The 20,959-nt window shown below is 65.6% G+C and carries 26 protein-coding genes and 2 tRNA genes; 9 read left to right on the top strand and 19 right to left on the bottom strand.

Features of this window, described 5'->3' with window-relative positions:
* Positions 1-95 precede the first annotated feature (95 nt).
* The 14 genes from ACERLL_RS13650 to ACERLL_RS13585 form a co-directional block, all read right to left on the bottom strand.
* Positions 96-857 carry a Nif3-like dinuclear metal center hexameric protein gene (locus tag ACERLL_RS13650; protein WP_373656655.1) on the bottom strand — a complete coding sequence of 254 codons (762 nt, stop codon included), beginning with the start codon at positions 855-857 and terminating at the stop codon, positions 96-98.
* Between the two features lie 86 nt (positions 858-943).
* On the bottom strand, positions 944-1,702 hold the full coding sequence (gene tatC, locus ACERLL_RS13645; RefSeq protein WP_373656654.1) for a twin-arginine translocase subunit TatC: 759 nt from the start codon (positions 1,700-1,702) through the stop codon (positions 944-946).
* Complete coding sequence (tatB, locus tag ACERLL_RS13640) at positions 1,695-2,186, bottom strand: Sec-independent protein translocase protein TatB (RefSeq protein WP_373656653.1); 492 nt, start codon at positions 2,184-2,186, stop codon at positions 1,695-1,697. The genes tatC and tatB overlap by 8 nt, the downstream gene beginning before the upstream one ends.
* 68 nt (positions 2,187-2,254) lie before the next feature.
* Entirely contained in the window at positions 2,255-2,497 is a 243-nt protein-coding gene (tatA, locus tag ACERLL_RS13635) for a twin-arginine translocase TatA/TatE family subunit (protein WP_373656652.1), read from the bottom strand.
* Positions 2,498-2,543: 46 nt separating this feature from the next.
* Complete coding sequence (hisIE, locus tag ACERLL_RS13630; RefSeq protein ID WP_373656651.1) at positions 2,544-3,266, bottom strand: bifunctional phosphoribosyl-AMP cyclohydrolase/phosphoribosyl-ATP diphosphatase HisIE; 723 nt, start codon at positions 3,264-3,266, stop codon at positions 2,544-2,546.
* Positions 3,263-4,021, bottom strand: a complete 759-nt coding sequence (hisF, locus tag ACERLL_RS13625) for an imidazole glycerol phosphate synthase subunit HisF (RefSeq protein ID WP_373656650.1) — start codon at positions 4,019-4,021, stop codon at positions 3,263-3,265. Before hisF ends, hisIE begins: the two co-directional genes overlap by 4 nt.
* A complete protein-coding gene (gene hisA / locus ACERLL_RS13620; RefSeq protein ID WP_373656649.1) occupies positions 4,011-4,748 on the bottom strand; it encodes a 1-(5-phosphoribosyl)-5-[(5-phosphoribosylamino)methylideneamino]imidazole-4-carboxamide isomerase in 738 nt (245 codons plus the stop codon). The genes hisF and hisA overlap by 11 nt, the downstream gene beginning before the upstream one ends.
* On the bottom strand, positions 4,739-5,410 hold the full coding sequence (gene hisH, locus ACERLL_RS13615) for an imidazole glycerol phosphate synthase subunit HisH (protein ID WP_373656648.1): 672 nt from the start codon (positions 5,408-5,410) through the stop codon (positions 4,739-4,741). Before hisH ends, hisA begins: the two co-directional genes overlap by 10 nt.
* Positions 5,410-6,003, bottom strand: coding sequence for an imidazoleglycerol-phosphate dehydratase HisB (hisB, locus tag ACERLL_RS13610; RefSeq protein ID WP_373656647.1), 594 nt, complete (start codon positions 6,001-6,003; stop codon positions 5,410-5,412). The genes hisH and hisB overlap by 1 nt, the downstream gene beginning before the upstream one ends.
* Positions 6,000-7,319, bottom strand: coding sequence for a histidinol dehydrogenase (gene hisD, locus ACERLL_RS13605; RefSeq protein WP_373656646.1), 1,320 nt, complete (start codon positions 7,317-7,319; stop codon positions 6,000-6,002). Before hisD ends, hisB begins: the two co-directional genes overlap by 4 nt.
* 167 nt (positions 7,320-7,486) lie before the next feature.
* Positions 7,487-8,143: an ATP phosphoribosyltransferase gene (gene hisG, locus ACERLL_RS13600; protein WP_373656645.1), complete on the bottom strand. Its 657-nt coding sequence runs from the start codon at positions 8,141-8,143 to the stop codon at positions 7,487-7,489.
* A gap of 192 nt (positions 8,144-8,335) precedes the next feature.
* The gene (murA, locus tag ACERLL_RS13595) at positions 8,336-9,592 is read right to left on the bottom strand and encodes a UDP-N-acetylglucosamine 1-carboxyvinyltransferase (RefSeq protein ID WP_373656644.1); all 1,257 of its coding nucleotides are present in this window, start codon (positions 9,590-9,592) and stop codon (positions 8,336-8,338) included.
* A gap of 192 nt (positions 9,593-9,784) precedes the next feature.
* Positions 9,785-10,093, bottom strand: a complete 309-nt coding sequence (gene grxD, locus ACERLL_RS13590) for a Grx4 family monothiol glutaredoxin (protein WP_373656643.1) — start codon at positions 10,091-10,093, stop codon at positions 9,785-9,787.
* Positions 10,094-10,123: 30 nt separating this feature from the next.
* Complete coding sequence (locus ACERLL_RS13585; RefSeq protein ID WP_373656642.1) at positions 10,124-10,378, bottom strand: BolA family protein; 255 nt, start codon at positions 10,376-10,378, stop codon at positions 10,124-10,126.
* A 259-nt stretch (positions 10,379-10,637) separates the two neighbouring features.
* Between ACERLL_RS13585 and ACERLL_RS13580 the strand changes: the two genes are divergently transcribed.
* The 4 genes from ACERLL_RS13580 to ACERLL_RS13565 all read left to right on the top strand — a co-directional run bounded on the left by ACERLL_RS13580 (position 10,638) and on the right by ACERLL_RS13565 (position 14,251).
* Positions 10,638-10,931, top strand: a complete 294-nt coding sequence (locus ACERLL_RS13580) for a hypothetical protein (RefSeq protein ID WP_373656641.1) — start codon at positions 10,638-10,640, stop codon at positions 10,929-10,931.
* Positions 10,932-11,787: 856 nt separating this feature from the next.
* Complete coding sequence (locus ACERLL_RS13575) at positions 11,788-13,092, top strand: hypothetical protein (RefSeq protein ID WP_373656640.1); 1,305 nt, start codon at positions 11,788-11,790, stop codon at positions 13,090-13,092.
* Between the two features lie 74 nt (positions 13,093-13,166).
* On the top strand, positions 13,167-13,733 hold the full coding sequence (locus tag ACERLL_RS13570; protein WP_373656639.1) for an FMN-binding protein: 567 nt from the start codon (positions 13,167-13,169) through the stop codon (positions 13,731-13,733).
* Between the two features lie 2 nt (positions 13,734-13,735).
* On the top strand, positions 13,736-14,251 hold the full coding sequence (locus tag ACERLL_RS13565) for a hypothetical protein (protein ID WP_373656638.1): 516 nt from the start codon (positions 13,736-13,738) through the stop codon (positions 14,249-14,251).
* 219 nt (positions 14,252-14,470) lie between these two features.
* Here the strand turns inward: ACERLL_RS13565 and ACERLL_RS13560 are convergent, their stop codons facing one another.
* Positions 14,471-15,238, bottom strand: a complete 768-nt coding sequence (locus ACERLL_RS13560; protein ID WP_373656637.1) for an ABC transporter permease — start codon at positions 15,236-15,238, stop codon at positions 14,471-14,473.
* Complete coding sequence (locus ACERLL_RS13555) at positions 15,238-16,170, bottom strand: ABC transporter ATP-binding protein (protein WP_373656636.1); 933 nt, start codon at positions 16,168-16,170, stop codon at positions 15,238-15,240. Before ACERLL_RS13555 ends, ACERLL_RS13560 begins: the two co-directional genes overlap by 1 nt.
* A 244-nt stretch (positions 16,171-16,414) precedes the next feature.
* On the opposite strand from ACERLL_RS13555, the gene ACERLL_RS13550 reads away from it, so the two are divergent.
* Positions 16,415-16,693: an oxidative damage protection protein gene (locus ACERLL_RS13550; RefSeq protein ID WP_373656635.1), complete on the top strand. Its 279-nt coding sequence runs from the start codon at positions 16,415-16,417 to the stop codon at positions 16,691-16,693.
* Between the two features lie 10 nt (positions 16,694-16,703).
* On the opposite strand, the gene hemF is transcribed toward ACERLL_RS13550, so the two are convergent.
* Positions 16,704-17,615 carry an oxygen-dependent coproporphyrinogen oxidase gene (gene hemF, locus ACERLL_RS13545; RefSeq protein ID WP_373656634.1) on the bottom strand — a complete coding sequence of 304 codons (912 nt, stop codon included), beginning with the start codon at positions 17,613-17,615 and terminating at the stop codon, positions 16,704-16,706.
* Between the two features lie 143 nt (positions 17,616-17,758).
* Between hemF and ACERLL_RS13540 the strand changes: the two genes are divergently transcribed.
* A complete protein-coding gene (locus ACERLL_RS13540; RefSeq protein ID WP_373656633.1) occupies positions 17,759-18,055 on the top strand; it encodes a hypothetical protein in 297 nt (98 codons plus the stop codon).
* Between the two features lie 76 nt (positions 18,056-18,131).
* Here ACERLL_RS13540 and ACERLL_RS13535 read toward each other — a convergent pair whose 3' ends face one another.
* Together ACERLL_RS13535 and thiS are read right to left on the bottom strand one after the other, a co-directional pair.
* The gene (locus tag ACERLL_RS13535) at positions 18,132-18,917 is read right to left on the bottom strand and encodes a thiazole synthase (RefSeq protein WP_373656632.1); all 786 of its coding nucleotides are present in this window, start codon (positions 18,915-18,917) and stop codon (positions 18,132-18,134) included.
* Positions 18,914-19,162, bottom strand: coding sequence for a sulfur carrier protein ThiS (thiS, locus tag ACERLL_RS13530; protein WP_373656631.1), 249 nt, complete (start codon positions 19,160-19,162; stop codon positions 18,914-18,916). Before thiS ends, ACERLL_RS13535 begins: the two co-directional genes overlap by 4 nt.
* A 222-nt stretch (positions 19,163-19,384) precedes the next feature.
* On the opposite strand from thiS, the gene ACERLL_RS13525 reads away from it, so the two are divergent.
* From ACERLL_RS13525 to ACERLL_RS13515, 3 genes are all read left to right on the top strand, one after another.
* A tRNA-Gly gene (locus ACERLL_RS13525) sits at positions 19,385-19,458 on the top strand.
* Positions 19,459-19,521: 63 nt separating this feature from the next.
* On the top strand, positions 19,522-20,562 hold the full coding sequence (gene mutY, locus ACERLL_RS13520; RefSeq protein WP_373656630.1) for an A/G-specific adenine glycosylase: 1,041 nt from the start codon (positions 19,522-19,524) through the stop codon (positions 20,560-20,562).
* A gap of 36 nt (positions 20,563-20,598) precedes the next feature.
* Positions 20,599-20,674, top strand: a tRNA-Phe gene (locus ACERLL_RS13515).
* Positions 20,675-20,959: the final 285 nt, after the last annotated feature.

Below are 20,959 nucleotides of genomic sequence, written 5' to 3'. Positions count from 1 at the left end.
GGTTCCTGCATGCAAGGGCATTCGGTCAAGGCCAGGCAGGTCTTTGGCACCATAAAAGTATTTTATAAAATAATACTTATAAATCCGGAAAAAGTCTAGGCCGGATTGGGTATATCCACGAACCTGTGCTGAAGGCCGAATTCCCCGGCCAAATGCCGGCCCAGGGCGGCGGCACCGAAACGCTCGGTGGCATGGTGGCCGGCGGCGATGAAATGGATCCCCATCTCCCGGGCCATGTGCGTGGAGCGCTCGTTGGACTCTCCGGTCAGGTAACAGTCATAGCCGGCCTCCGCGGCCTCCTCCACCAGATCCGGCGCCCCTCCGCTGCAGAGGGCAACCCGTTGGATCCGCTCCTGGGGTCCGGCGACGTGCAGAATCCGGGTTTCCAGGCGGCCCTCCACCCGCTCCAGGAAGACGCCCGGATCGGTGGGGGTGGCCAGCTGCCCGCCCATGCCGATGGCCACTCCGCCGAGCCGGCCGAAGGGCACGGCGCCCTCCACTTCCAGCACCCGCATCAGCTCGGCGTTGTTGCCCACCACCGGGTGGCGGTCCAGGGGTAGGTGGTAGGCGAGCAGCGAGAGGTCATTGCGCAGGAGCGTGCGCAGACGCCGGCCCTTCATGCCCACCACACGGGGGTCCTCACCCTTCCAGAAGTAGCCGTGATGCACCAGCACCAGATCCGCCTCGGCGGCCACCGCCTCATCGAGCAGCGCCTGGCAGGCGGTTACCCCGGAAACGATGGAGCGCACCGGTGATCGGCCCTCCACCTGGAGGCCCTGCGGGCAGAAATCCGTTACCGCCTCCACTTCAAGGAAATCGTTGCAGTAGGCGGCAAGCTGGTTCAGTTCCACTGCCATTTCCGATCCTCAAATCATCCGGGTGGGCTCGCAGGCGGACAATACGCCGATGAAAATACGCCCGAAAGGTAACGGCGGGGCCGCGCTCAGGACTCCTCGCCCGCGGATTCCGTATCCTCCTCCTGCGGAGTCACGTAGCGCGAGAGCACGATGCCAAGCTCGTAGAGCAGCCACACGGGAAAGCCAAGCAGGAGCTGGGAGATCACGTCGGGCGGGGTGATCAGCGCCGCCAAAACGAAGGCACCGGCGAACACGTACCGGCGCTTGGCACGCATGCCGTCCACGGTGACCATGCCCAGGCGCACCAGGGCCATGCAGACGATGGGGATCTCGAAGGACGCGCCGAAGGCCAGGATGAGGGTCAGCGAGAAGCCCAGGTATTCCCTCATGGTGGGCATGGCCATGATCTGGTCGTTGGCGAAGCCCACCAGGAACTGGAATGCCAGCGGGAAGACCAGGAAGAAGCTGAAGGCCGCCCCGAACAGGAAGAGGAAGATGGACAGGATCAGCATGGGGAAGAATAACCGGCGCTCGTTCTTGTAGAGGCCGGGGGCCACGAAGGCCCAGAATTGGTACATCACCACCGGAATGGCCAGCAGGAAACCGGTCAGAAGGCTGACCTTGAGATAGGTAAAGAAGGCTTCCCCGGGGTTGGTGAATATGAAGGAGGACTTTTCGGGCAGGACCCGGGTCATGGGGGCGATGAAGAATTCGAAGATCCGTTCCTTGAACGGATAGGCCGCCAGGAAGCCCACCAGAACGCCGGCCAGGGCCCGCGTGAGCCGGGACTTCAGCTCCAGGAGGTGACCGACCAGGGTATCCGAGTTCTCGCTTGGGTCAGTCACGGTGCCGCTGGTCCTGCGGTTGGTCCTGGTTCAGCTCCCGCTCCATGTCATCGGCGGCCTCCTGTTCCGCATCGGCCACCTCCCCGGATTCCGGGTCGGAGCGGGCTCCGTTGCCCTGCTGCCCGGCGGACGGCTCCGGATCCTCCGCCGCCACGGAGCGGTCCGCCGGCCCCTGCCCCCCGTCCCCGGCGGAGTCGGATGCGTCCCCCGCGGGGGCCCGGGAAAGGTCGGTGGATTCGCGGGTATCGCGGTCGAGGTCGTCCAGGGAGCTTCGGGTCCGTTCGAAGGACTCCCGGGTTTCCCGCTGCAGCTCGCTCAGATTGAGGTCCCGGTCCAGCTCCGACTTCATGCCGTCCAGGTATTTCTTGGCCTCATGGACCCAGCCGCCCACCGTGCGGGCCACCTCCGGGAGGCGTTCGGGACCCACCACCAGCAGGAGGATGAGGCCGATGACCAGCATCTCGATGAAGCCGATATCAAACATGGCCCGAAGGGAACCTCAAAAGGCGCGCCCCGGGACCATGGGCCCCGGCGCGGGATAAAGGGAGGTGGCTATTTCTTCTCTTCTTCCTTCTGGCCCACCGTGCTGCCCTCGATGGTCTCGCCCTTGTCGTGCTCCAGGCTATCCGGATCCTTCTTCTCGTCCTTGGACTCGCCGTCGTCCATGGACTGCCGGAAGCCGCGGATGCCCTTGCCCAGGGCGCTGCCGATCTCGGGCAGCTTCCCGGCGCCGAAGAACACCAGCACGATGACCAGGACGATTAACAGCTCGGGAATGCCGAATCCACCAAACATGGCCCTTCCTCATTAGGTTTGATTGCGAATGCAGGCGGCCGCCGGCTCACCCGGCGCCGCCCCGGGCCGCCTTTTCCGTGTGTCCGGAAGTGCCGAAGCGGCGATCCAGCTCGTCGAGCACCGCTTCCGGACTCAGCCCCTGCTCGGCGAGCATCACCATGCAATGGAACCACAGGTCCGCCGTTTCCGAGACCAGCGCCTCGCGATCCTTCTCGCCGTCCTTGGCGGCCAGCAGGACCTCGGTGGCCTCCTCGCCGACCTTCTCGAGGATCTTATTGCGGCCCTTGGCGTAGAGGGAGGCCACGTAGGAATCCTCCGCGGGCGCGGTCTTGCGCTCCTCCAGGATGGCCGCGACCCGGTCCAGAACCTCCCGGCCGGCGCTTGCCGACTCCCCGGACCGGGCGGGGGGAACGGGCTCGGTCTTCACCCAGGCGCCGTCCTCCAGGCGCTGGAAGAAACAGTTGGCCCGACCGGTGTGGCAAGCCGGACCGGTCTGGCGCACCCGAAGCAGCACGGTGTCATTGTCGCAGTCCAGCCGGATTTCCTCCACGGCCTGGAGATGCCCGGAGCTCTCCCCCTTCCGCCACAGCTTGGACCGGGACCGGGACCAATAGGTTGCATAACCGTCGCGCAGGGTGGTCTCCAGCGCCTCCCGGTTCATGTAGGCCTGCATGAGGATCTCACCCGTCTGCATCTCCTGGGCGATGGCCACCACCAAGCCCTGGGCATCCCATTTGACCGCGTCGAGCCAGTCATTCTCCGCGCTCATTGCCGCACCTCGATCCCCGCGGCGGCCAGGGCCGCTTTGGCCTCCGCCACCGAGTGCTCGCCGAAGTGGAAGATGGAGGCCGCAAGGACCGCGTCCGCGCCACCGTCGCGCACCCCCTCCACCAGGTGGTCCAGATTTCCCACGCCCCCGGAGGCAATCACCGGGACCGCGACGGAGTCGGCCACCGTGCGGGTCAGAGCCAGGTCGAAGCCGTCCTTGGTGCCGTCCCGATCCATGCTGGTGAGCAGGATCTCACCGGCGCCGCGCTCGGTCACCTCCCGGGCCCAGGCGACGGCGTCGATACCCGTATCCGTCCGCCCGCCGTGGGTAAACACGTGCCACTCGCCCTCACCAACCCGCTTGGCGTCGACGGCCACCACGATGCATTGCGATCCGAACCGCTGAGCAGCCTGGGTAACCACCTCCGGATCCTTCACCGCGGCGGTGTTGATGGCCACCTTGTCGGCGCCCGCCCGCAGCAGCCGCTTCACGTCGTCGCTGGTGCGCACGCCGCCGCCCACGGTGAGGGGAATGAACACCTGTGCGGCCACCTGCTCCACCACCTCGACGATGGTATCGCGCCCCTCGTGGCTGGCGGTGATATCCAGGAACACCAGCTCGTCCGCACCGGCCTCGTCGTAGCGGCGGGCGATCTCCACGGGATCGCCGGCGTCGCGGATCTCGGTGAAGCGCACGCCCTTCACCACCCGGCCGGCGTCCACGTCCAAGCAGGGGATCACGCGCTTAGCCAGCATGGTCTTGCGCCACCTCACGCGCCTCGGCGAAGTCCAGGGTGCCCTCGTAGATGGCCCGGCCGGTTATGGCGCCGCTCACCCCTTCCTCCTCCACGTCCTTCAAAGCCCGGATGTCCTCCAGGGTGTGGATGCCACCGGAGGCGATGACCGGAATCCGCAGCGAACGGGCCAGCGCCGCGGTGGCCCCCACGTTGGGCCCGGAAAGCATGCCATCCCGACCAATGTCCGTGTAGACGATGGCCTCCACGCCGTAATCCTCGAACTTCTTGGCCAAGTCCGCCACGTCGTGCCCGGTCACCTTGGACCAGCCCTCCACGGCCACCTTTCCGTCACGGGCATCGAGGCCCACCATGACATGCCCGGGGAACTCGGTGGCGGCCTGGCGCACGAAACCGGGATTCCGCACGGCCGCGGTGCCCAGGATCACGTAGCTGATCCCGGCGTTGAGGTGGGCCTCGATGGTCTCCAGGTCGCGAATGCCGCCGCCGAGCTGCACGGGCACCGACCCCGCCGCCTCGGTGATGGCGCGGATGGCCGGCTCGTTCTCCGGCCGCCCGGCGAAGGCACCATTGAGGTCGACGATATGCAGGCGCCGGGCACCGGCTTCCAGCCACCTTCGCGCCGTCGCGGACGGGTCTTCGGAGTACACCGTGGAATCGCTCATCTCCCCCTGGCGCAGGCGCACGCAGGCGCCGTCCTTGAGGTCGATGGCGGGGATCAGCAGCATTGGCCCGCCTCCTTGGCGTGTGCGGGGTCCCAGGCGATGAAGTTGGCCAGCAGCTGGAGACCGTGCCCGGAGCTCTTCTCCGGGTGGAACTGGGTGGCGAAGACGTTCTCCCGGGCCACCGCCGAGGTAAACTGGATGCCGTAGATGGTGGCTCCGGCGATGAGCTCGGGCCCGGCCGGTTCCACGATGTAGGAGTGGACGAAGTAGAAGTGGCTGCCGTCGCCGATCCCGGCCCACAGGGGATGCTCGGCCTCCATGAAGTGGACCCGGTTCCAGCCCATGTGCGGGATCTTCAGCCGGTGTCCCTCGCCATCCACCATGGCCTCCTCGGGGAAGGGCACCACCCGTCCGGGCAGGAGGCCGAGGGCGGCGTGCTCGCCGTACTCCAGGGAGGTCTCCATGAGCGCCTGCATGCCCAGGCAGATGCCGAGGAAGGGCTTGCTGGCGGCGGCCTCCACCACCGCCTCGCGCAGCCCTTGCTCGTCGACGGCGGCAACACAGTCACGGATGGCCCCCACACCGGGGAAGACCACCCGGTCGGCGGCCGCCACCTCGGCCCGCGAGGTGGCGATGGTCACGTCGCCGCCGGCGTGCTCCAGCGCCTTGGACACGGAACGGAGATTGCCCATGCCGTAGTCGATAACGGCGATGCGATTGGCCATCACAGGCTGCCCTTGGTGGAGGGAACCGCGCCCCCGGAGCGGGGATCCTCGGCGACGGCGAAGCGCAGCGCCCGGCCGAATGCCTTGAAGGCGGACTCGGCGATGTGGTGGGCGTTGTGGCCGCGCAGGTTGTCCAGGTGCAGGGTCATGGTGGCGTGGTTCACCAGTCCCTGGAAGAACTCCTTGAGCAGGTCCACATCGAAATCGCCGATCCAGCCGCGCTGGAACAGCAGGTGGTATTCCAGGCCCGGCCGGCCGGAGAGGTCCACCACCGCCCGGGACAGGGATTCATCCAACGGGCAATAGGCGTGGCCGTAGCGGTAGATGCCGCGCTTATCGCCCACCGCCTGCGTGAGCGCCTGCCCGAGGGTGATGCCCACATCCTCCACCGTGTGGTGGGCATCGATCTCCAGGTCCCCCTCGGCGCGCACGGTGAGGTCCATGGACCCGTGGCGGGCGATCTGGTCGAGCATGTGATCGAGGAAAGGCACGCCGGTGCGGGAGTCACACTGTCCTGCGCCATCCAGGTCGATGACCACCCGGATGTCCGTCTCTGCAGTGCTACGAAAAACCTCGGCGCTACGGGCGCTCATTCTCCCTTCTCCTGCTTTCCGGCCCGCACGCGGTAGTCCGCGGAGTGGGCGTGGGCGGTGAGCCCCTCGGCGCGGGCGAGCACCGAGGCCATGCGTCCCAGCTCCTTCGCCGAATCGCCACTGCAGCCGATCAGGCTGGTGCGCTTCTGGAAATCGTAGACACCGAGCGGCGAGCTGAAGCGGGCCGTGCCCTCGGTGGGCAGCACGTGATTGGGTCCGGCCACGTAGTCGCCCATCACCTCGGCGGTATGCGCTCCCAGGAACACCGCGCCGGCGTGCCGCACCTCCTCCAGCAGGGCGTCGGGCTCGGCCACGGACAGCTCCAGGTGCTCGGGGGCGATGCGGTTGGCAACCTGCACCGCCTCCCTGAGGTCGGCCACCTGGATGAGCGCCCCCCGGCCCTCCAGGGAACGGCGGGCGATCTCGGCACGATTCAGGGTCTCCACCAGGCTGCGCAGGCTGTCGGCCACCTTCTCCAGGCTCTGCGCGTCGGGCGTTATGAGGATCGCCTGCGCGTGCTCGTCGTGCTCGGCCTGGGAGAGCAGATCCATGGCCAGCCAGTCGGGGTCGGTCCCGCCATCGCTGACCACCACGATCTCGCTGGGGCCGGCGATCATGTCGATGCCCACGCGGCCGAACACCAGCCGCTTGGCGGTGGCCACGTAGCGGTTGCCGGGACCCACGATCTTGTCCACCCCCGGCACGGTCCCGGTGCCGTAGGCCAGCGCCCCCACCGCCTGGGCGCCACCGATGGTGAAGGCCAGGTCCACGCCGGCCACCGCGGCGGCGGCCAGCACCAGGTCGTGCACCTCTCCGCCCGGGGTGGGCACGGTCATGACGATCTCGCCCACCCCGGCGACCTTGGCCGGGATGACGTTCATCAGGACCGTGGAAGGATAGGCGGCGGTGCCGCCGGGGATATACACGCCCACCTTGTCCAGGGGGGTCACCTTCTGGCCGAGCCGGGTCCCGGAGTCGTCCACGTAGGACCAGCCCCGGTCCTTCTGCCGGGCGTGGAAGTCGCGGATCCGGGCGGCGGCACCCTCCAGGGCCTCGCGCTGCTCGGCCGGGATGCGCTCCAGGGCCGCCTCCATGCGGTCGCGGCTGATCTCCAGGGCGGCCATGGTGGTGTGCTCCACCCGGTCGAACTGCTGGGTGTATTGCAGCACCGCCTCGTCGCCCTCGTCGCGCACCCGGTCGAGGATGGTGCGGACCGTGGATTCCACCTCGCGGTCCGCCTCCTCCTCCCAGGCCAGCAGGGCGTTCAGATCCTGGGAGAAACGGCTGTCCGTGCTGTTCAGTCGGCGGATATTCATGACTCGCTCCGGCATATGCATCCCGCGGGGGAACGCGGGTACGGCCTATGGCGGGGGCCGAAGCGACCCCCGGCAATTCGGCTCGCATGGGTATCCCGGGCCACCCGGCCCGGATGCTTCCTAAAAAGGTCGGCCCTAGACCCGGAATCCGCGCCGGCCCGGAGCGCTCAGGAGGCCTTGTCCTCCAGGGCCTCGGACAGGCTGTCGATCAGGTCGGAAACCTGCGGGTGCTTCAGCTTCAGAGAGGCCTTGTTCACCACCAGCCGGCTGGAGATGCTGAACAGGGTCTCCACCTCCACCAGGCCGTTCTCCTTCAGGGTCCGCCCCGTGCTGACGAGATCGACGATGCGGTCGGCCAGCCCCACCAGCGGCGCCAGCTCCATGGAGCCGTAGAGCTTGATGATCTGGGCCTGAACGCCCTGACGGGCGAAAAAGTCCTTGGTGATATTCGGGTACTTGGTGGCGATGCGGACCCGATCCCACCGGCTGGGATCGTCCTCGGCGGCAAGCCCCTCCGGCTCGGCCACCACCATGCGGCACTGCCCGATCCCCAGGTCCAGGGGCTCGTAGAGATCAGCGCCCTGCTCCATCAGCACGTCCCGGCCGGCCACGCCCACGTCGGCGGCCCCGAACTCCACGTAGGTGGGGACATCGGTGGCCCGCACGATGACCAGCTCCACCCCGGGGCGGTTGGTGCCCACCACCAGCTTCCGGGAGGCATCGGGGTCCTCGCTGGGCCGGATGCCCACCCGCTCCAGCAAGGGGAGCGTGTCATCCAGGATCCGGCCCTTGGACAGGGCGATGGTCAGCTTGGATTCGAGCATGGGGGAAGCTCTTTCGCTTAAACGGAATTCAGAAAACGCCAAGAAGCCAAGACACCCAGAAAAAATCCATTCCCAGCCTAACAATTAAGGCCGGAGCCAATCGGAGCCACCTTCCCGATTATAGACTTCAGTTGCCGTTTTTTTCGTTCTTGGCTTCTTGGCGCCTTGGCGTATTTTCGGTCTCTTCGCTCTTCAGGCCGGCATGCGCCGAACATCGGCACCGAGCAGGGCAAGCTTCTCCTCGATGCGCTCGTAGCCCCGATCGATGTGGTAGATGCGCTCCACCACCGATTCGCCCTCGGCCACCAGGCCCGCCAGCACCAGACTGGCGGAGGCGCGCAGATCGGTGGCCATTACCGGGGCGCCGGTGAGCGTCTCGACGCCTTTCACGAAGGCGGTATTCCCGGAAAGCTCAATCTCGGCGCCCATGCGCTGGAGCTCCTGGACATGCATGAAACGGTTCTCGAAGACCGTTTCCGTCACCGTGGCCCCGCCATCGGCCAGGGTGTCGAGGACCATGAGCTGGGCCTGCATGTCGGTCGGAAAGCCCGGATAGGGCTGCGTACGGAGATTAACCGCGCGCGGCCGGCCATCCATCTGCACCCGGATCCAGTCCCCGCCCTCGCTCACCTCGGCGCCCATCTCACGCAGCTTCTCGCTTACCGCCTCCACGTGCTCGGGGTCGGTGTTGCGCAGGGTCACGTCGCCGCGGGTCAGTGCCGCGGCGGCCATGTAGGTCCCCGCCTCGATGCGATCCGGCAGGACCCGGTGCTCCACGCCGTGCAGCCGATCCACGCCCTCGATCACCAGCTCGTCGCTGCCGATACCGGAGATCCGGGCGCCCATCTTGTTCAGGCAATGGGCGAGGTCGGACACCTCGGGCTCGCGGGCGGCGTTCTCCAGGACCGTGGTGCCTTCGGCCAACGTGGCGGCCATCATCAAATTCTCGGTGCCGGTCACCGAGGCCTGGTCGAAGAAGAAGCGCGCACCCTTAAGGCGGGAGGCCCGCGCCTTGATATAGCCTTCCTCCACCTCGATCTCCGCGCCCATGGCCTCCAGGCCCTTGAGGTGCAGGTTCACCGGCCGGGTGCCGATGGCGCACCCGCCGGGCAGGCTCACCTCGGCCTCGCCGTACCGGGCCAGCAGCGGACCCAGCACCAGAATGGAGGCCCGCATGGTCTTGACCAGCTCATACGGAGCGCGGAGGGAAGTGATCTCTGTGGCGTCCACTTCCACGCTCATGCGCTCGCCGATGATCACCTGCGCGCCCAGCTGGCCCAGCAGCTCGATGGTGGTGGTGACGTCCCGGAGATGGGGGACGTTGGTGAAGTACATCGGAGCCTCGGCCAGCAGTGAAGAGGCGAGCAGCGGCAGCGCGGCGTTCTTCGCCCCACTGACCTGCGTCTCGCCTTCCAGCCGGTTACCCCCCCGAAGGATGATTTTATCCACTAACCTCTCGCCTACCTTAGCCCCGCAAACCCCTTCCCGAAGAACGGGCCCGCTTTAGGTCCCAATTCGTGCAAAGGGCTAATTAAACCACATACCCGGTGTAAGCAGCCAGGGCGCCCGGGGCGAAACAAGTCGACCGCCCCGGAGGGCGGCCGAAGAGAGCGCGATGGTGCTCGCGAGTCGCCGGAAGGCCTACTTCAGCATCCCTTCCAGCTCACCGTTCTGGTACATCTCCAGCATCAGGTCACTGCCGCCGACGAATTCACCATCGATGTAGAGCTGCGGGATGGTGGGCCAGTCGGAGTACTCCTTGATGCCCTCCCGGATGTTGCCGTCCTCCAGCACGTTGACGTCCTGGAAGTCCACACCCAGGTTCTGCAGGATCTGCACGGCACGGCCGGAAAAGCCGCACTGCGGGAAGTCCTTGGTGCCCTTCATGAACAGCACCACCTTGTGGCCGTTCACGAAGCCTTCGATTTTTTCGTTGACCGCGGTATCCATTGCCTTCTGCTCCTCCTTCCCGATCCATGCCTAGCCGGGATTGTTGGCCTCGACCATGGCCCGGTACTGCTCCGGGGTAAATGTCTTCACTTCCAGGGCGTGCAATTCGCCCTTGAGCTCTTCGCCCAGGGCGGAATAGACCTTCCGGTGCTGTTTGACCCTGGGCATGTTCTCGAATTCCTGGGCCACCACCAGCACGCCGAAACGATCCCCCTCGCCCTGCACGACGATCTGGGCCTCCGGCATCTCGGCCTGGATCTTTGCTTTCACCGTTTCCGAGTCCATCGAGTCCCATTCCTTGAGTCATTTTGTCGGAATTGGTCAATGTTACCCGATTCGGACTTGAACAGGAAAGCCTATATTACCGCCCACTTATCCGAAATCCTGGTCTTCATCTGGAAAGGGCTCCGCCTGCCTAATTGCTCGATCAGGTCAGCCTGGGGACGGTGCTGGTTGACAGGGATACCCATCAGCATTTAAATGTAAATAATTATCATTTACATAAAGCGCTTCCCATTCCGCCTTCCACCCCGAGGAGCAGCCCATGAAGGAGCGCACCGATGCCGGACGCGGGGGCATTGCCCTCGGCCTGGACAACCTCGATCTGAGCCTGCAGTTCCTGATGACCCGGTACGCCCGCAGCCCGGACCCCGGCACCGCCCAGGCCGTGGTCGATCACCTGACCATGCTGCTCAAGCACCCGCTGGTGGCCGAGCTGCCGGAATACCGGGCGTTCTACAACCAGCAGCTCGCTTGCTGGCAGGATCTGGCCCACCCTAGCGGTCAAGTGGAGCGCCGCCGTTGGCGACGCTTGGTGCCCTCCCTGTCCCACAATTAGCAGCCAGCCCACTCCCCCGGCGCTCTTTCCATCTATCGCACCTTAGGCTGTCATTGTGCGGGCGAGCCCGCGCAACGCTCTTTCGGCGGACGCCTATCGTGGGCCTCCGAGCCGAGCGCCCCGCCGCAATCCGAGACCGGCGCGGGCTCCTGCCCCGGAACCGTCAACACGCGGCCCCCGCCCCTGGGCCAGGTACCCGTTCTGCCGCGCACCCGGCACCGAATCCGTGCGACCCCCGCCGTATTCGCCCCTGGCAGCAGATCGTCCCCTGAAAATACAGCCGAGCCGGCACGCGAAGAGCCAATAACCGACGTCTCCGGGAACGAGCCGTCCGCAAGCGCCACGGAGCGCATTCCCGCGGAATGCCCGACCTCCGCTAGCACCCTCGGATGCGCGGAAGGGCACGAGTGCGCGCCACGCCTCCGAAACGCGGAGCCCGCGGCCCGGAAGCAGCGGGCGCTTCCGGGATTTCACGGAAAAACCGGCACCTTCTTTGGGTAGGAAGTGGTGATGCCCATAAATCTACCTTTCAAGGCATACCACCGAATACCGGCATGCAGTCACGCGGGCATCCTAGCGAGCCCGAAAGGAAAATATCGATGGTAGTCGCGGCCATACGGCCATCTTCGGGGACCGAAATACCGTTGGCGGATTGGAGAATCCCCGGTGCTGGTGGCTGATCGTTTCAATTTTTCGTAATCGATCCAGGGACCGGATTGCCGATGAAGGCCGCCGAAAAGGCCACTCCGAGAACTATTCTCATTTTTATTGACCTCGGCGCATCGGGTGGCGTAGAGTTCCCTTTTGATAATTAATAGTAAGCGTTCTCATTCAAACCCACAAAGGAGAACCTTCCATGCACAAGGCACCAGCCTTACTGACTGCGGCACTGGCTGCTACGGGCCTGGCGCTGCCGGCCCAGGCACAGACGCCGAACGACACTGAACAGCGCCTCGAGGAGCTGGAGCAGAAGGTCGACATCCTCTCCGAGGAGCTGGAAGGCCGCCGGCGCGAAGGCCTGGTCTCGGAGGAGTACGACTATCAGCCCGCCTACGGCGTGGGCCCCGCCGGCGCCAAGATCTACCAGGTGGATCAGGGCCTCTCCATCGGCGGCTACGGGCACGGCTTCTACAAGAATTCCTCCATTGACGGCGCCGACGAGACCGACTTCTACCGGCAGATCTTCTACTTCGGCTACCGCTTCAACGACTGGATCCTCCTGAACACGGAGATCGAGATCGAGCACGTCGAAGAGATCTACGTGGAATTCGCCTACCTGGACTTCCTGCTCCACGAGAAGGCCAACATCCGCGCCGGCATGATGCTCTCGCCGCTGGGCCTGGTGAACGAGATCCACGAGCCGCCGACGTACTTCGGCAACATCCGCCCCGAGGTGGAGAAGCGCATCATCCCCACCACCTCCCGGGAGAACGGCGTGGGCCTGTGGGGCAACCTCACCGAGACCCTGGAGTACCGGCTCTACGTGCAGAACAGCTTCAACGCCATTGATGGAACCGGCCAGTCCACCATCGACCAAGGCGACATCCGGGGCGTGCGCCAGAAGGGCGCCGAGGCCCAGGCCGACGACCTGGCCGTCACCGGCCGTCTGGACTGGAAGCCGCTTTCGGGCGTGATCCTGGGCGGCTCCTTCTGGACCGGCGACATGGGCCACGAGCAGGAGCTGTTCGAGAACGGAACTAACAACTCTTTGGGTACGCCCGATGTGCACATGGACCTCTACGAGGCCCACGTCCAGTACAAGCGCCACGGCTGGTGGCTGCGCGGGATGTTCGCCCAGGCCCAGATCGACGACACCCAGGCACTCTCCGATTCGCTCGGCAGCGGCGTGAGCGACACCATGACCGGCTGGTATGCTGAGGCCGGCTACGACATCATGCCGCACATCGCCGAGCTTCCCGAGCAGTCCCTGTATCCTTGGGTGCGCTACACCGACCTGGACACCAACTCCGACGTGCCCTCGGGCTATCCGGAGGATCCGGCCCAGGATCGCGTCATCACCGAGGCGGGCCTGCACTACATGCCGCACCCCAACGTGGTGGTGAAGGCCGAGGTCAAGATGTTCGACAGCGAGTCTGATCAGGACGGCGCCGGCGAGAACAACCAGACCGAGTACCTGGTGGGTATCGGCTACAACTTCTGAGCCCGGCCGCATAGCGGGCAATGCGAGCACGCCCGGCATCGCCGGGCGTGCGCCTATTGGGAGGACCCGTCGTCATGTTGCAGCAAGCGAAGCTGCTCCGGCCATCTACCACCCTGGCCCTGATCCTGGCGCTGTTGCTGGCGGGCCCAGCCATCGGGCGAGCCGAGGTCCTGATGACCAAGGACGAAGCCCTAGCCGCAGGGCTGGGTAAGGCGGAACGGGTGGAAAAGGAAGTGCTGTTCCTGTCCGATGCGGAACGGCAGGAGGTCCAGCAGAAAGCGCGGGCCGAGCTCAAAAGCCAGCTCTTCACGGTCTACAAGGGCATGGCCGGCGACGCGATTACCGGCTACGCCTTCATCGATACCCGTACGGTGCGCTCCAAGCCGGCCACCTTCATGGTGGTGCTATCCCCCGAGGGGAAGGTCCGGGAGCTGCGGGTGCTCGCCTGGAAAGAGCCGCCGGAGTACCGGCCCAGCGGGCGCTGGCTCGCCCAGTTCGAGGGCCACGGCCTGGAGCCCCATACGGCCCTCGGACGGGAGATCCAGGGCATGAGCGGCGCTTCCCTTTCCTCCCGCACCCTCACGGACGGGGTCCGCCGGGTCCTGGCGGTCTACCGGGTGAAGCTGGCGGAGGGCGGCTGACCATGCGCTTCACCGTCACCGGCGAGCAGCGCAAGAACCCTTTCCTGCGCACCGTCATCCTGCTGTTCCTCGGCTACATCTTCCTGCACTGGATCAGCAACGGCGCCATGTACTTCCTCAACATGGGCCTCACCTACGACTCCGTGGTGCACTACTACCTGGGCAATCCCGAGGAATTCAGCCGGCCACGCAGCTACGACGGCATGCTAGAGGTGGCCCATTTCCACCTCTTCGCCATGGGTATCCTGCTGATTACCCTGGTTCACCTGATGCTGTTCGCTCCCCTCTCCGATCGCGCCAAGCACTTCGGCATCTGGCTGCCCTTCGTCCTCGCGGTGGGCAACGAGGGAGCTGGCTGGCTGGTGCGGTTCGCCGCCCCCGAATTCGCCTACCTGAAGGTCGTCACCTTCCTGGGGCTGGAGCTCAGCCTGCTGTGGGTCATGGGTATTACCCTGTGGTCCCTGGTCGCCAACCGGCGCGGCGGCTACCGGATCCGGACCACCTCCGAAGAAGCCTGAACAGAGCAAAAACGCCAAGGCTCCGGAACCGCCAGGCGCGCCAGGAACGGCGAAGCCTACTGGCCGGCAAAGGGCTCTTCCAACATGCAGGAGCGGCCGTGACGGCCGCCCCTAATCAAGACACTAGCGTCTGGTTCGCCTCCCACCCTGTTCCGCAGAAGCCCAGCTCCCCCGGGCATCCGTTTACTTCCCCCGGCGTCCTTGGCGGTTACGCGCCTTTTAGCCCCGCATCTTGTAGCCGGTGACCAGCATCCGCAGGGCCAGGGTCGAAAGCAGCACCAGGAAGCCCAGAACGAAGGAGACGCTGAAGGCGAGCGAGACGTCCGAGTGGCCGATGAAGCCCGCCCGGAAGCCGTCGATCATGTAGAAGAACGGATTCAGGTGCGACACGGTCCGCCAGAAGCCGGGCAGGTCGTTGATGGAGTAGAAGACCCCCGACAGGAAGGACAGCGGCATCACGAAGAAGTTGGTGAATGCGGCGATCTGGTCGAACTTCTCCGCCCAGATGCCAGCGATGACCCCGAAGGCCCCCATCACCGCGCTGGCCAGCACGCCGAACAGGAGGATGGCGCCCACATTGTTCAGCGGCAGATCCACGAAGGCCAGCGCCACCACGTAAACGCTGAGGCCCACCAGGATGCCACGCAGGGAAGCGGCCAGGACGAAGGCCAGGTAGAACTCCAGGCTCGACAGGGGCGGCAGCAGGATAAACACCATGTTGCCGGTGACCTTGGACTGGATGAGGCTGGAGGAGCTGTTGGCGAAGGCGTTCTGGATCATGGACATCATCATCAGGCCGGGAACCAGGAACTCCGTGTAGGAGACCCCAGCGTAGACGTTCACCCGGTCCTCCAGCACATAGCTGAAGATCAGCAGGTACAGGAGGGTGGTCACCATGGGCGAGAATACCGTCTGAACTCCCACCTTCCAGAAGCGCATCACCTCCTTGCGCAGCAGGGTGTAGAAGCCCATAACGTTGAATTCCATCAGGAGACCTCCTCGGTGCTGAGGTGCTCGCCGGTGAGGCTCCGGAAGATGTCCTCCAGGGAGGGGCTGAAGGTATGGAGGTCCTTCACCGCCACCCCGGCCTCCTGGAAGCGGTTGAGCAGCTCCACGGGGCTGTGCTCCTCCTTGTTGAACCGCAGGTGCACCTCTTCGCCGTCCCGGTCGGCGAGGAAAGGTGTCAGGGTCTCGGGGATCCGCGCCGCGGCGTCCTCCAGGGTGACGCACAGCGACCGGGTGGTGTCCCGGGCCAGCAAGGCGTCCTTGGTGTCCAGGGCCTGGACCGCGCCGTTGTGGATGATGGCGATGCGGTCGCAGAGCTCCTCCGCCTCCTCCAGGTAATGGGTGGTGAGCACTACGGTCATGCCTTCGCCGTTCAGGCGCCGGGTGAACTCCCAGAGGCTGCGGCGCAGCTCCACGTCCACGCCGGCGGTAGGCTCGTCGAGAATGGCGATGGGTGGCCGGTGGGCGAGGGCCTGCGCGATCAGGACCCGGCGCTTCATACCGCCGGAGAGCTGGCGCATGTTGGCGTCCCGCTTGTCGTCGAGCTCCAGGGCGTCCAGGAGCTCATCCAGCCAGCCGCCCATGTCACGCACGCCGAAATAGCCCGCCTGATTGCGGATCACCTCTTCCACGGTAAAGAAGGGGTCGTAGACCACCTCCTGGGGCACCACGCCGATATTCCGGCGTGCATGCCGGTAATTCTTCACGGTATCGTTCCCGAGCACCTCCACCTTTCCGCCGTCGGGCACCACCAGGCCCGCGATGGTACTGATCAGGGTGGATTTGCCCGCCCCGTTCGGCCCGAGCAGGCCGAAGAATTCGCCCCGCTGTATCTCCAGATCGATGCCTTTCAGGGCCTGGAGCTTACCGAAGCTCTTGCGGATTCCTTGGATGCTTATGGCTGCCTGGCTCATGCAGGCACTCCCTAGATTTCTGATCGAGAAAAAGCGGATATGCTAACGCATACGGCGGTATGCGGACACGGAGCCCGTCCGGGCGGCAGGCACCAATAGGTAGCGGATGCGCCCCGGTATCGACGGAAGCATCCTTCCCCTGCTTGCGGGGGTGCCAGGTTTCGCCTTATGGTTGCCGCCCGATCGAGCCCGGGTGATCGACTGCGAGAATCACCAAGAGCAATAAAACGGAAGGAGCCGGATCATGGCGCGCACGGTGCATTGCGTATATCTGGGCCGGGAGGCCGAGGGCCTGGATCGCCCCCCTATGCCCGGCGAGCTGGGCCAGCGCATCTACAACCATGTCTCCAAGGAGGCCTGGCAACAGTGGGTGCAGCGCCAGACCATGCTGGTGAACGAGATGCGGCTGAACCTGATGGATCCCCAGGCCCAGAAGTACCTGCAGGCCCAGATGGAGGAGTTCTTCTTCGGCGAAGGCGCCGAGATGCCGGAGGGTTACGTTCCGCCGGAAGAAAGCTCGTAGCGACGGGACACTAACCGCCCCCCACTGCCCAGTCTCGGGGCTGCAGGAAGCGCTCCTGGAGCTCCGCCTCCGGGCTTCCAGGCTCCGGCCGCCAATCGTAGCGCCAGGAGGCCAGCGGCGGCATGGACATGAGAATGCTCTCGGTCCGCCCGCCGCTCTGCAGGCCGAATAGGGTCCCCCGGTCGTAGACCAGATTGAACTCCACGTAACGGCCGCGGCGCATGAGCTGGAAATGCCGCTCGCGATCCCCGTACGCCGTCTCCCTCCGCCGCTCCACGATGGGCCGGTACGCATCCAGAAAGGCGTCACCCACGGCCTGCGTGAAGCCGAAGGTCTGCTCCCAGCCGTCATTCAGGTCGTCGAAGAAGATCCCCCCGACCCCGCGCATCTCGCCGCGGTGCTTGATGGTGAAGTAGTCGTCGCACCACGCCTTGAAGCGGGGGTAGTATTCCCCGTCGAAGGGATCGCAGGCCGCCTTCAGGGTGCGGTGGAAATGCACCGCGTCTTCCTCGAAGCCGTAGTAGGGCGTCAGGTCCGCGCCACCCCCGAACCACCACGTGCTGCCCGCGTCGAAGAAGCGCACGTTCATGTGCACCGTCGGCACGTAGGGATTGCGGGGATGCAGGACCAGGGACACGCCGGTGGCGGAAAAGGCCTGACCGGCCAGCTCCGGGCGCCGGGCGCTGGCGGACTCGGGAAGCTGGTCACCGTGCACAGCGGAGAAATTGACCCCACCGCGCTCGAACAGGGCACCTTCTTCCAGGACGCGGGTTCGGCCCCCTCCGCCGCCCTCCCGGTCCCAGGCGTCCTCGTGGAAAGCGGCGTTCCCGTCCAGGGCCTCCAGACCGGCGCAGATGCGGTCCTGGAGATCCCGCATGTATGCCTGGACCTGCTCGACGCGGGCCTGCTTATCATCCGGCAATCCGCCCTCCTTGTCCGTTTCCCCGTGAAAAGCCATGCAAGGCCTCGTTTTGAGGTCTAAAATATGACGTTTGAAATCGGCAATTCCCGAACCGGGAAGCCCCGCCCGTAGTCGGGCGCCGCAACCCAAGGAGCCGGACCCCTATGGCCGAGAATGACCGTCCCACGGCAGCCGAATGGGCCAAGCGTGCTGAAGAGGACCTGGGCGGGCTCACCGACGATCTCCGCTTCCTGGTGGAGGAGATCCTGGAGCCGCTCATCCAGACGCAGAACGAGCGGCAATGGGACGACGACGCTCGGGTCATCTACGAGGCCGCGGGACGTCTCGCCCGGGCGGGTAATATCGCCGCGGAGATCGGCGGGATCTGGGAATATCTCCAGGCGGAAGTCCAGCGCGCGGAGGAGCAATCCCCCTCCTCCAACAACGGCTTCACCCACTGACCGCCGTACTGCGGTGGCCCTCCTCGCCGCGGACCCGCTCCCACTTCCCCATCCAACGGCGCTGCCGGTTCCCGGGCTAGAAAAAGGTGCCGTCCAGCGGCGAGGAGGCGGACCCGTACAGCCGCTTGGCCATGCGGCCCGCCAGGTAGGCATTACGCCCCGCTTCCACGCCTTGCCGCATAGCGGTGGCCATCCGTACCGGGTCTGCGGCCTCGGCGATGGCCGTATTGAGCAGAACGCCGTCGCAGCCCAGCTCCAGCGCCACCGCCACATCCGAGGCCGTCCCCACCCCGGCGTCCACCAGGATCGGCACGTTGGCCTGTTCCAGAATGATGCGCAGGTTGTATTTGTTCTGTATGCCCAGGCCGGAGCCGATGGGGGCCGCCAGGGGCATTACGGCGGCGCAGCCCATCTCCTCGAAGCGCTTGCAGGCGATGGGATCGTCCATGGTGTAGACCATCACCTGGAAGCCTTCCTCGATGAGCGTCTCCGCCGCCCTGGCGGTTTCCCATAGATCGGGGTACAGAGTCTTTTCGTCGCCGAGCACCTCGAGCTTTACCAGGGTCCAGCCGCCCAGCTCCCGGGCCAGACGGCAGGTACGCACGGCATCCTCCGCCGTATAGCAGCCCGCCGTATTGGGGAGGATGGTGTAGCGGGTCGGATCCAGGTAGTCGAGCAGATTGGCCTCGTCCGCCTGCTGACCGATATTGGTTCGACGCACGGCTACCGTGATGATCTCGGAGCCGCTGGCCTCCACCGCCGCCTTGGTCTGGTCGAGATCCGCGTACTTGCCGGTACCCACCAGGAGACGGGAAGAAAACTCCCGGCCGGCGATAACCAGGGGATCATTGCTCTGCGTCATGGCGCTTTCCGCTCGGGGATTCGGTTCAAAGGGAAGGGCTGGCGGGTGCCGCCACCGATGGCGCGTACCACCTCCACCCGATCCCCTTCCTGAAGGAGATGCTCGGCATGGATACTGCGGGGGACCACCTCCCGGTTGACCTCCACGGCCACGCCCTTGGGGTCAAAGCCCAGCTCGTCGATGAGCCCCCGGAGGGTGCTCCCCGACTGTACGGACCATGCCTCCCCGTTCACCCAGATTTCCATTCATCCACTCCCATGCCGACGGGGCAATCGAATCAGGTCACGAGTGCCCGACCTCGCGGCGGGCACTCGGGGCCGGGAAGGCCGGCCCGAGGTTCCTCGGCACCCCAAAGGATATCAGACCGTTGCCCTTCCCGGCAGCTTTCACCCGGTTGCGTATGGCACGCAGCATGGTACATTGATGCTGTCTGCGGGGGACGGTGCGAACGCCCCCGTTGGCCGGATGCGGGTGTAGTTCAATGGTAGAACCCCAGCTTCCCAAGCTGGTGATGTGGGTTCGATTCCCATCACCCGCTCCAGTTCCAGACCTTCAAGCGGCCACCCGGCCGCTTTTTTTACGGCCCCAACCGCCCAGACCGCTCATGCATCCCTTCGCCAAGGATCTCCTCGACTGGTTCCGGCGCCATGGACGAACCCTGCCCTGGCGCGGCCTCGACGATCCCTATCCGGTCTGGATATCGGAGATCATGCTGCAGCAGACCCGGGTGGAGACGGTCCTTCCCTACTACCGCCGGTTCCTGGAGCGGTTCCCGACCATCCGCCATCTCGCCGATGCCGAAGAGGACGAGGTACTGGCCCTTTGGTCCGGCCTGGGCTATTACACCCGGGCCCGGAACCTCCACGCCGCCGCGCGCCGGATACGCGACGAGCACGGCGGCGTCTTCCCCGAGGAGCTCTCGGCCGTTGTGAACCTCCCCGGGATCGGACCCTCCACCGCCGGGGCCATCCTTTCCTGCGCCCTCGACCATCCGCTTCCCATTCTCGAGGCCAATGTAAAGCGGGTACTGGCGCGGGTGCTGCTGGAAACGGATTTCCCTGGCCGCTCGCCGGTGGAGCGCCGGCTCTGGGAGCACGCCCGGGAGCGCACCCCTTCCCGGGAGGCCGGCGACTACAACCAGGCCATCCAGGACCTCGGCGCAACCGTGTGCACGCTCCGCAAGCCGAAATGCGGCGTCTGCCCGGTTCAGGTCCACTGCCGCGCCTATGCCGAGGGCATGGTGGAGGAACTGCCCGCGCGCGCCCCGCGCAAGGAGAAGCCCGTCCGCGAAGCGTGGTTCGCCCTGGTGGAATCCGACCGGGGCCTGCTCCTGGAACGGCGGCCCCCCACGGGGTTCTGGGGGGGGCTCTGGTGCCCGCCCTTACTGGAAAAGGACGGGTATACCGCCGCGGAGGCCTGTGCAATGCTGGAAGAACGGCTGGGAAGCCAGCTCCGGCGACTGGACGAGCTTCCGGTCTTCCGGCACACCTTCACCCACTTCCACCTCGAGCTGCACCCATTACGGCTGCAATGGGTAGACGGGGCGACTCTTGCGGACAGTGAACGAACCTGGGCCCGCCAGGAGGATCGGGACCGCCTGGGACTTCCTTCCGCCGTCGCGCCCTGGCTGAAAAGTACTTCTTGACTTCCAGGCCTGAACACGTTTGAATTTGGACCCCTTGCCCGGGTAGCTCAGTCGGTAGAGCAGTGGCCTGAAAAGCCTCGTGTCGGTGGTTCGATTCCGCCCCCGGGCACCATCCCCGCAGCCCAGCCTCAATGGGCACCGATGCACTCCGAAAGCCCCATCCCCACGGCGCCAGCCGGGATGGGGCTTTTTACGTTGACTTCGCCCCTTTCTGCACGAACCCCCTCCTTCGGTAGCCGCACCGGAATGCACAACCCTATCCCTTCTTTGCGGGGGGCGCGGCGCTCATGGAAGCGCGTCATCGCCTGTCGCCAGGGTTCCCGGTCAATGCAGATGGTCCCTGCAAGGAGCGGATGTTCCCACAGCACGACCCCCTTCCGCTGGCACCATTGAAACC

It is taken from the genome of Thiohalorhabdus sp. Cl-TMA (genome assembly GCF_041821045.1).
GTDB classification, from domain to species: Bacteria; Pseudomonadota; Gammaproteobacteria; order Thiohalorhabdales; family Thiohalorhabdaceae; genus Thiohalorhabdus; species Thiohalorhabdus methylotropha.
This window is presented reverse-complemented; position numbering and strand designations above follow the sequence as displayed.

Bases quoted from the DNA above. Each gene is read 5' to 3' on its own strand.
- ACERLL_RS13650 (WP_373656655.1), bottom strand. From the start codon at position 857: ATGGCAGTGGAACTGAACCAGCTTGCCGCCTACTGCAACGATTTCCTT.
- tatB (WP_373656653.1), bottom strand. From the start codon at position 2,186: ATGTTTGATATCGGCTTCATCGAGATGCTGGTCATCGGCCTCATCCTC.
- tatA (WP_373656652.1), bottom strand. From the start codon at position 2,497: ATGTTTGGTGGATTCGGCATTCCCGAGCTGTTAATCGTCCTGGTCATC.
- hisIE (WP_373656651.1), bottom strand. From the start codon at position 3,266: ATGAGCGCGGAGAATGACTGGCTCGACGCGGTCAAATGGGATGCCCAG.
- hisF (WP_373656650.1), bottom strand. From the start codon at position 4,021: ATGCTGGCTAAGCGCGTGATCCCCTGCTTGGACGTGGACGCCGGCCGG.
- hisA (WP_373656649.1), bottom strand. From the start codon at position 4,748: ATGCTGCTGATCCCCGCCATCGACCTCAAGGACGGCGCCTGCGTGCGC.
- hisH (WP_373656648.1), bottom strand. From the start codon at position 5,410: ATGGCCAATCGCATCGCCGTTATCGACTACGGCATGGGCAATCTCCGT.
- hisB (WP_373656647.1), bottom strand. From the start codon at position 6,003: ATGAGCGCCCGTAGCGCCGAGGTTTTTCGTAGCACTGCAGAGACGGAC.
- hisD (WP_373656646.1), bottom strand. From the start codon at position 7,319: ATGAATATCCGCCGACTGAACAGCACGGACAGCCGTTTCTCCCAGGAT.
- hisG (WP_373656645.1), bottom strand. From the start codon at position 8,143: ATGCTCGAATCCAAGCTGACCATCGCCCTGTCCAAGGGCCGGATCCTG.
- grxD (WP_373656643.1), bottom strand. From the start codon at position 10,093: ATGGATACCGCGGTCAACGAAAAAATCGAAGGCTTCGTGAACGGCCAC.
- ACERLL_RS13585 (WP_373656642.1), bottom strand. From the start codon at position 10,378: ATGGACTCGGAAACGGTGAAAGCAAAGATCCAGGCCGAGATGCCGGAG.
- ACERLL_RS13580 (WP_373656641.1), top strand. From the start codon at position 10,638: ATGAAGGAGCGCACCGATGCCGGACGCGGGGGCATTGCCCTCGGCCTG.
- ACERLL_RS13575 (WP_373656640.1), top strand. From the start codon at position 11,788: ATGCACAAGGCACCAGCCTTACTGACTGCGGCACTGGCTGCTACGGGC.
- ACERLL_RS13570 (WP_373656639.1), top strand. From the start codon at position 13,167: ATGTTGCAGCAAGCGAAGCTGCTCCGGCCATCTACCACCCTGGCCCTG.
- ACERLL_RS13565 (WP_373656638.1), top strand. From the start codon at position 13,736: ATGCGCTTCACCGTCACCGGCGAGCAGCGCAAGAACCCTTTCCTGCGC.
- ACERLL_RS13560 (WP_373656637.1), bottom strand. From the start codon at position 15,238: ATGGAATTCAACGTTATGGGCTTCTACACCCTGCTGCGCAAGGAGGTG.
- ACERLL_RS13555 (WP_373656636.1), bottom strand. From the start codon at position 16,170: ATGAGCCAGGCAGCCATAAGCATCCAAGGAATCCGCAAGAGCTTCGGT.
- ACERLL_RS13550 (WP_373656635.1), top strand. From the start codon at position 16,415: ATGGCGCGCACGGTGCATTGCGTATATCTGGGCCGGGAGGCCGAGGGC.
- ACERLL_RS13540 (WP_373656633.1), top strand. From the start codon at position 17,759: ATGGCCGAGAATGACCGTCCCACGGCAGCCGAATGGGCCAAGCGTGCT.
- ACERLL_RS13535 (WP_373656632.1), bottom strand. From the start codon at position 18,917: ATGACGCAGAGCAATGATCCCCTGGTTATCGCCGGCCGGGAGTTTTCT.
- thiS (WP_373656631.1), bottom strand. From the start codon at position 19,162: ATGGAAATCTGGGTGAACGGGGAGGCATGGTCCGTACAGTCGGGGAGC.
- mutY (WP_373656630.1), top strand. From the start codon at position 19,522: ATGCATCCCTTCGCCAAGGATCTCCTCGACTGGTTCCGGCGCCATGGA.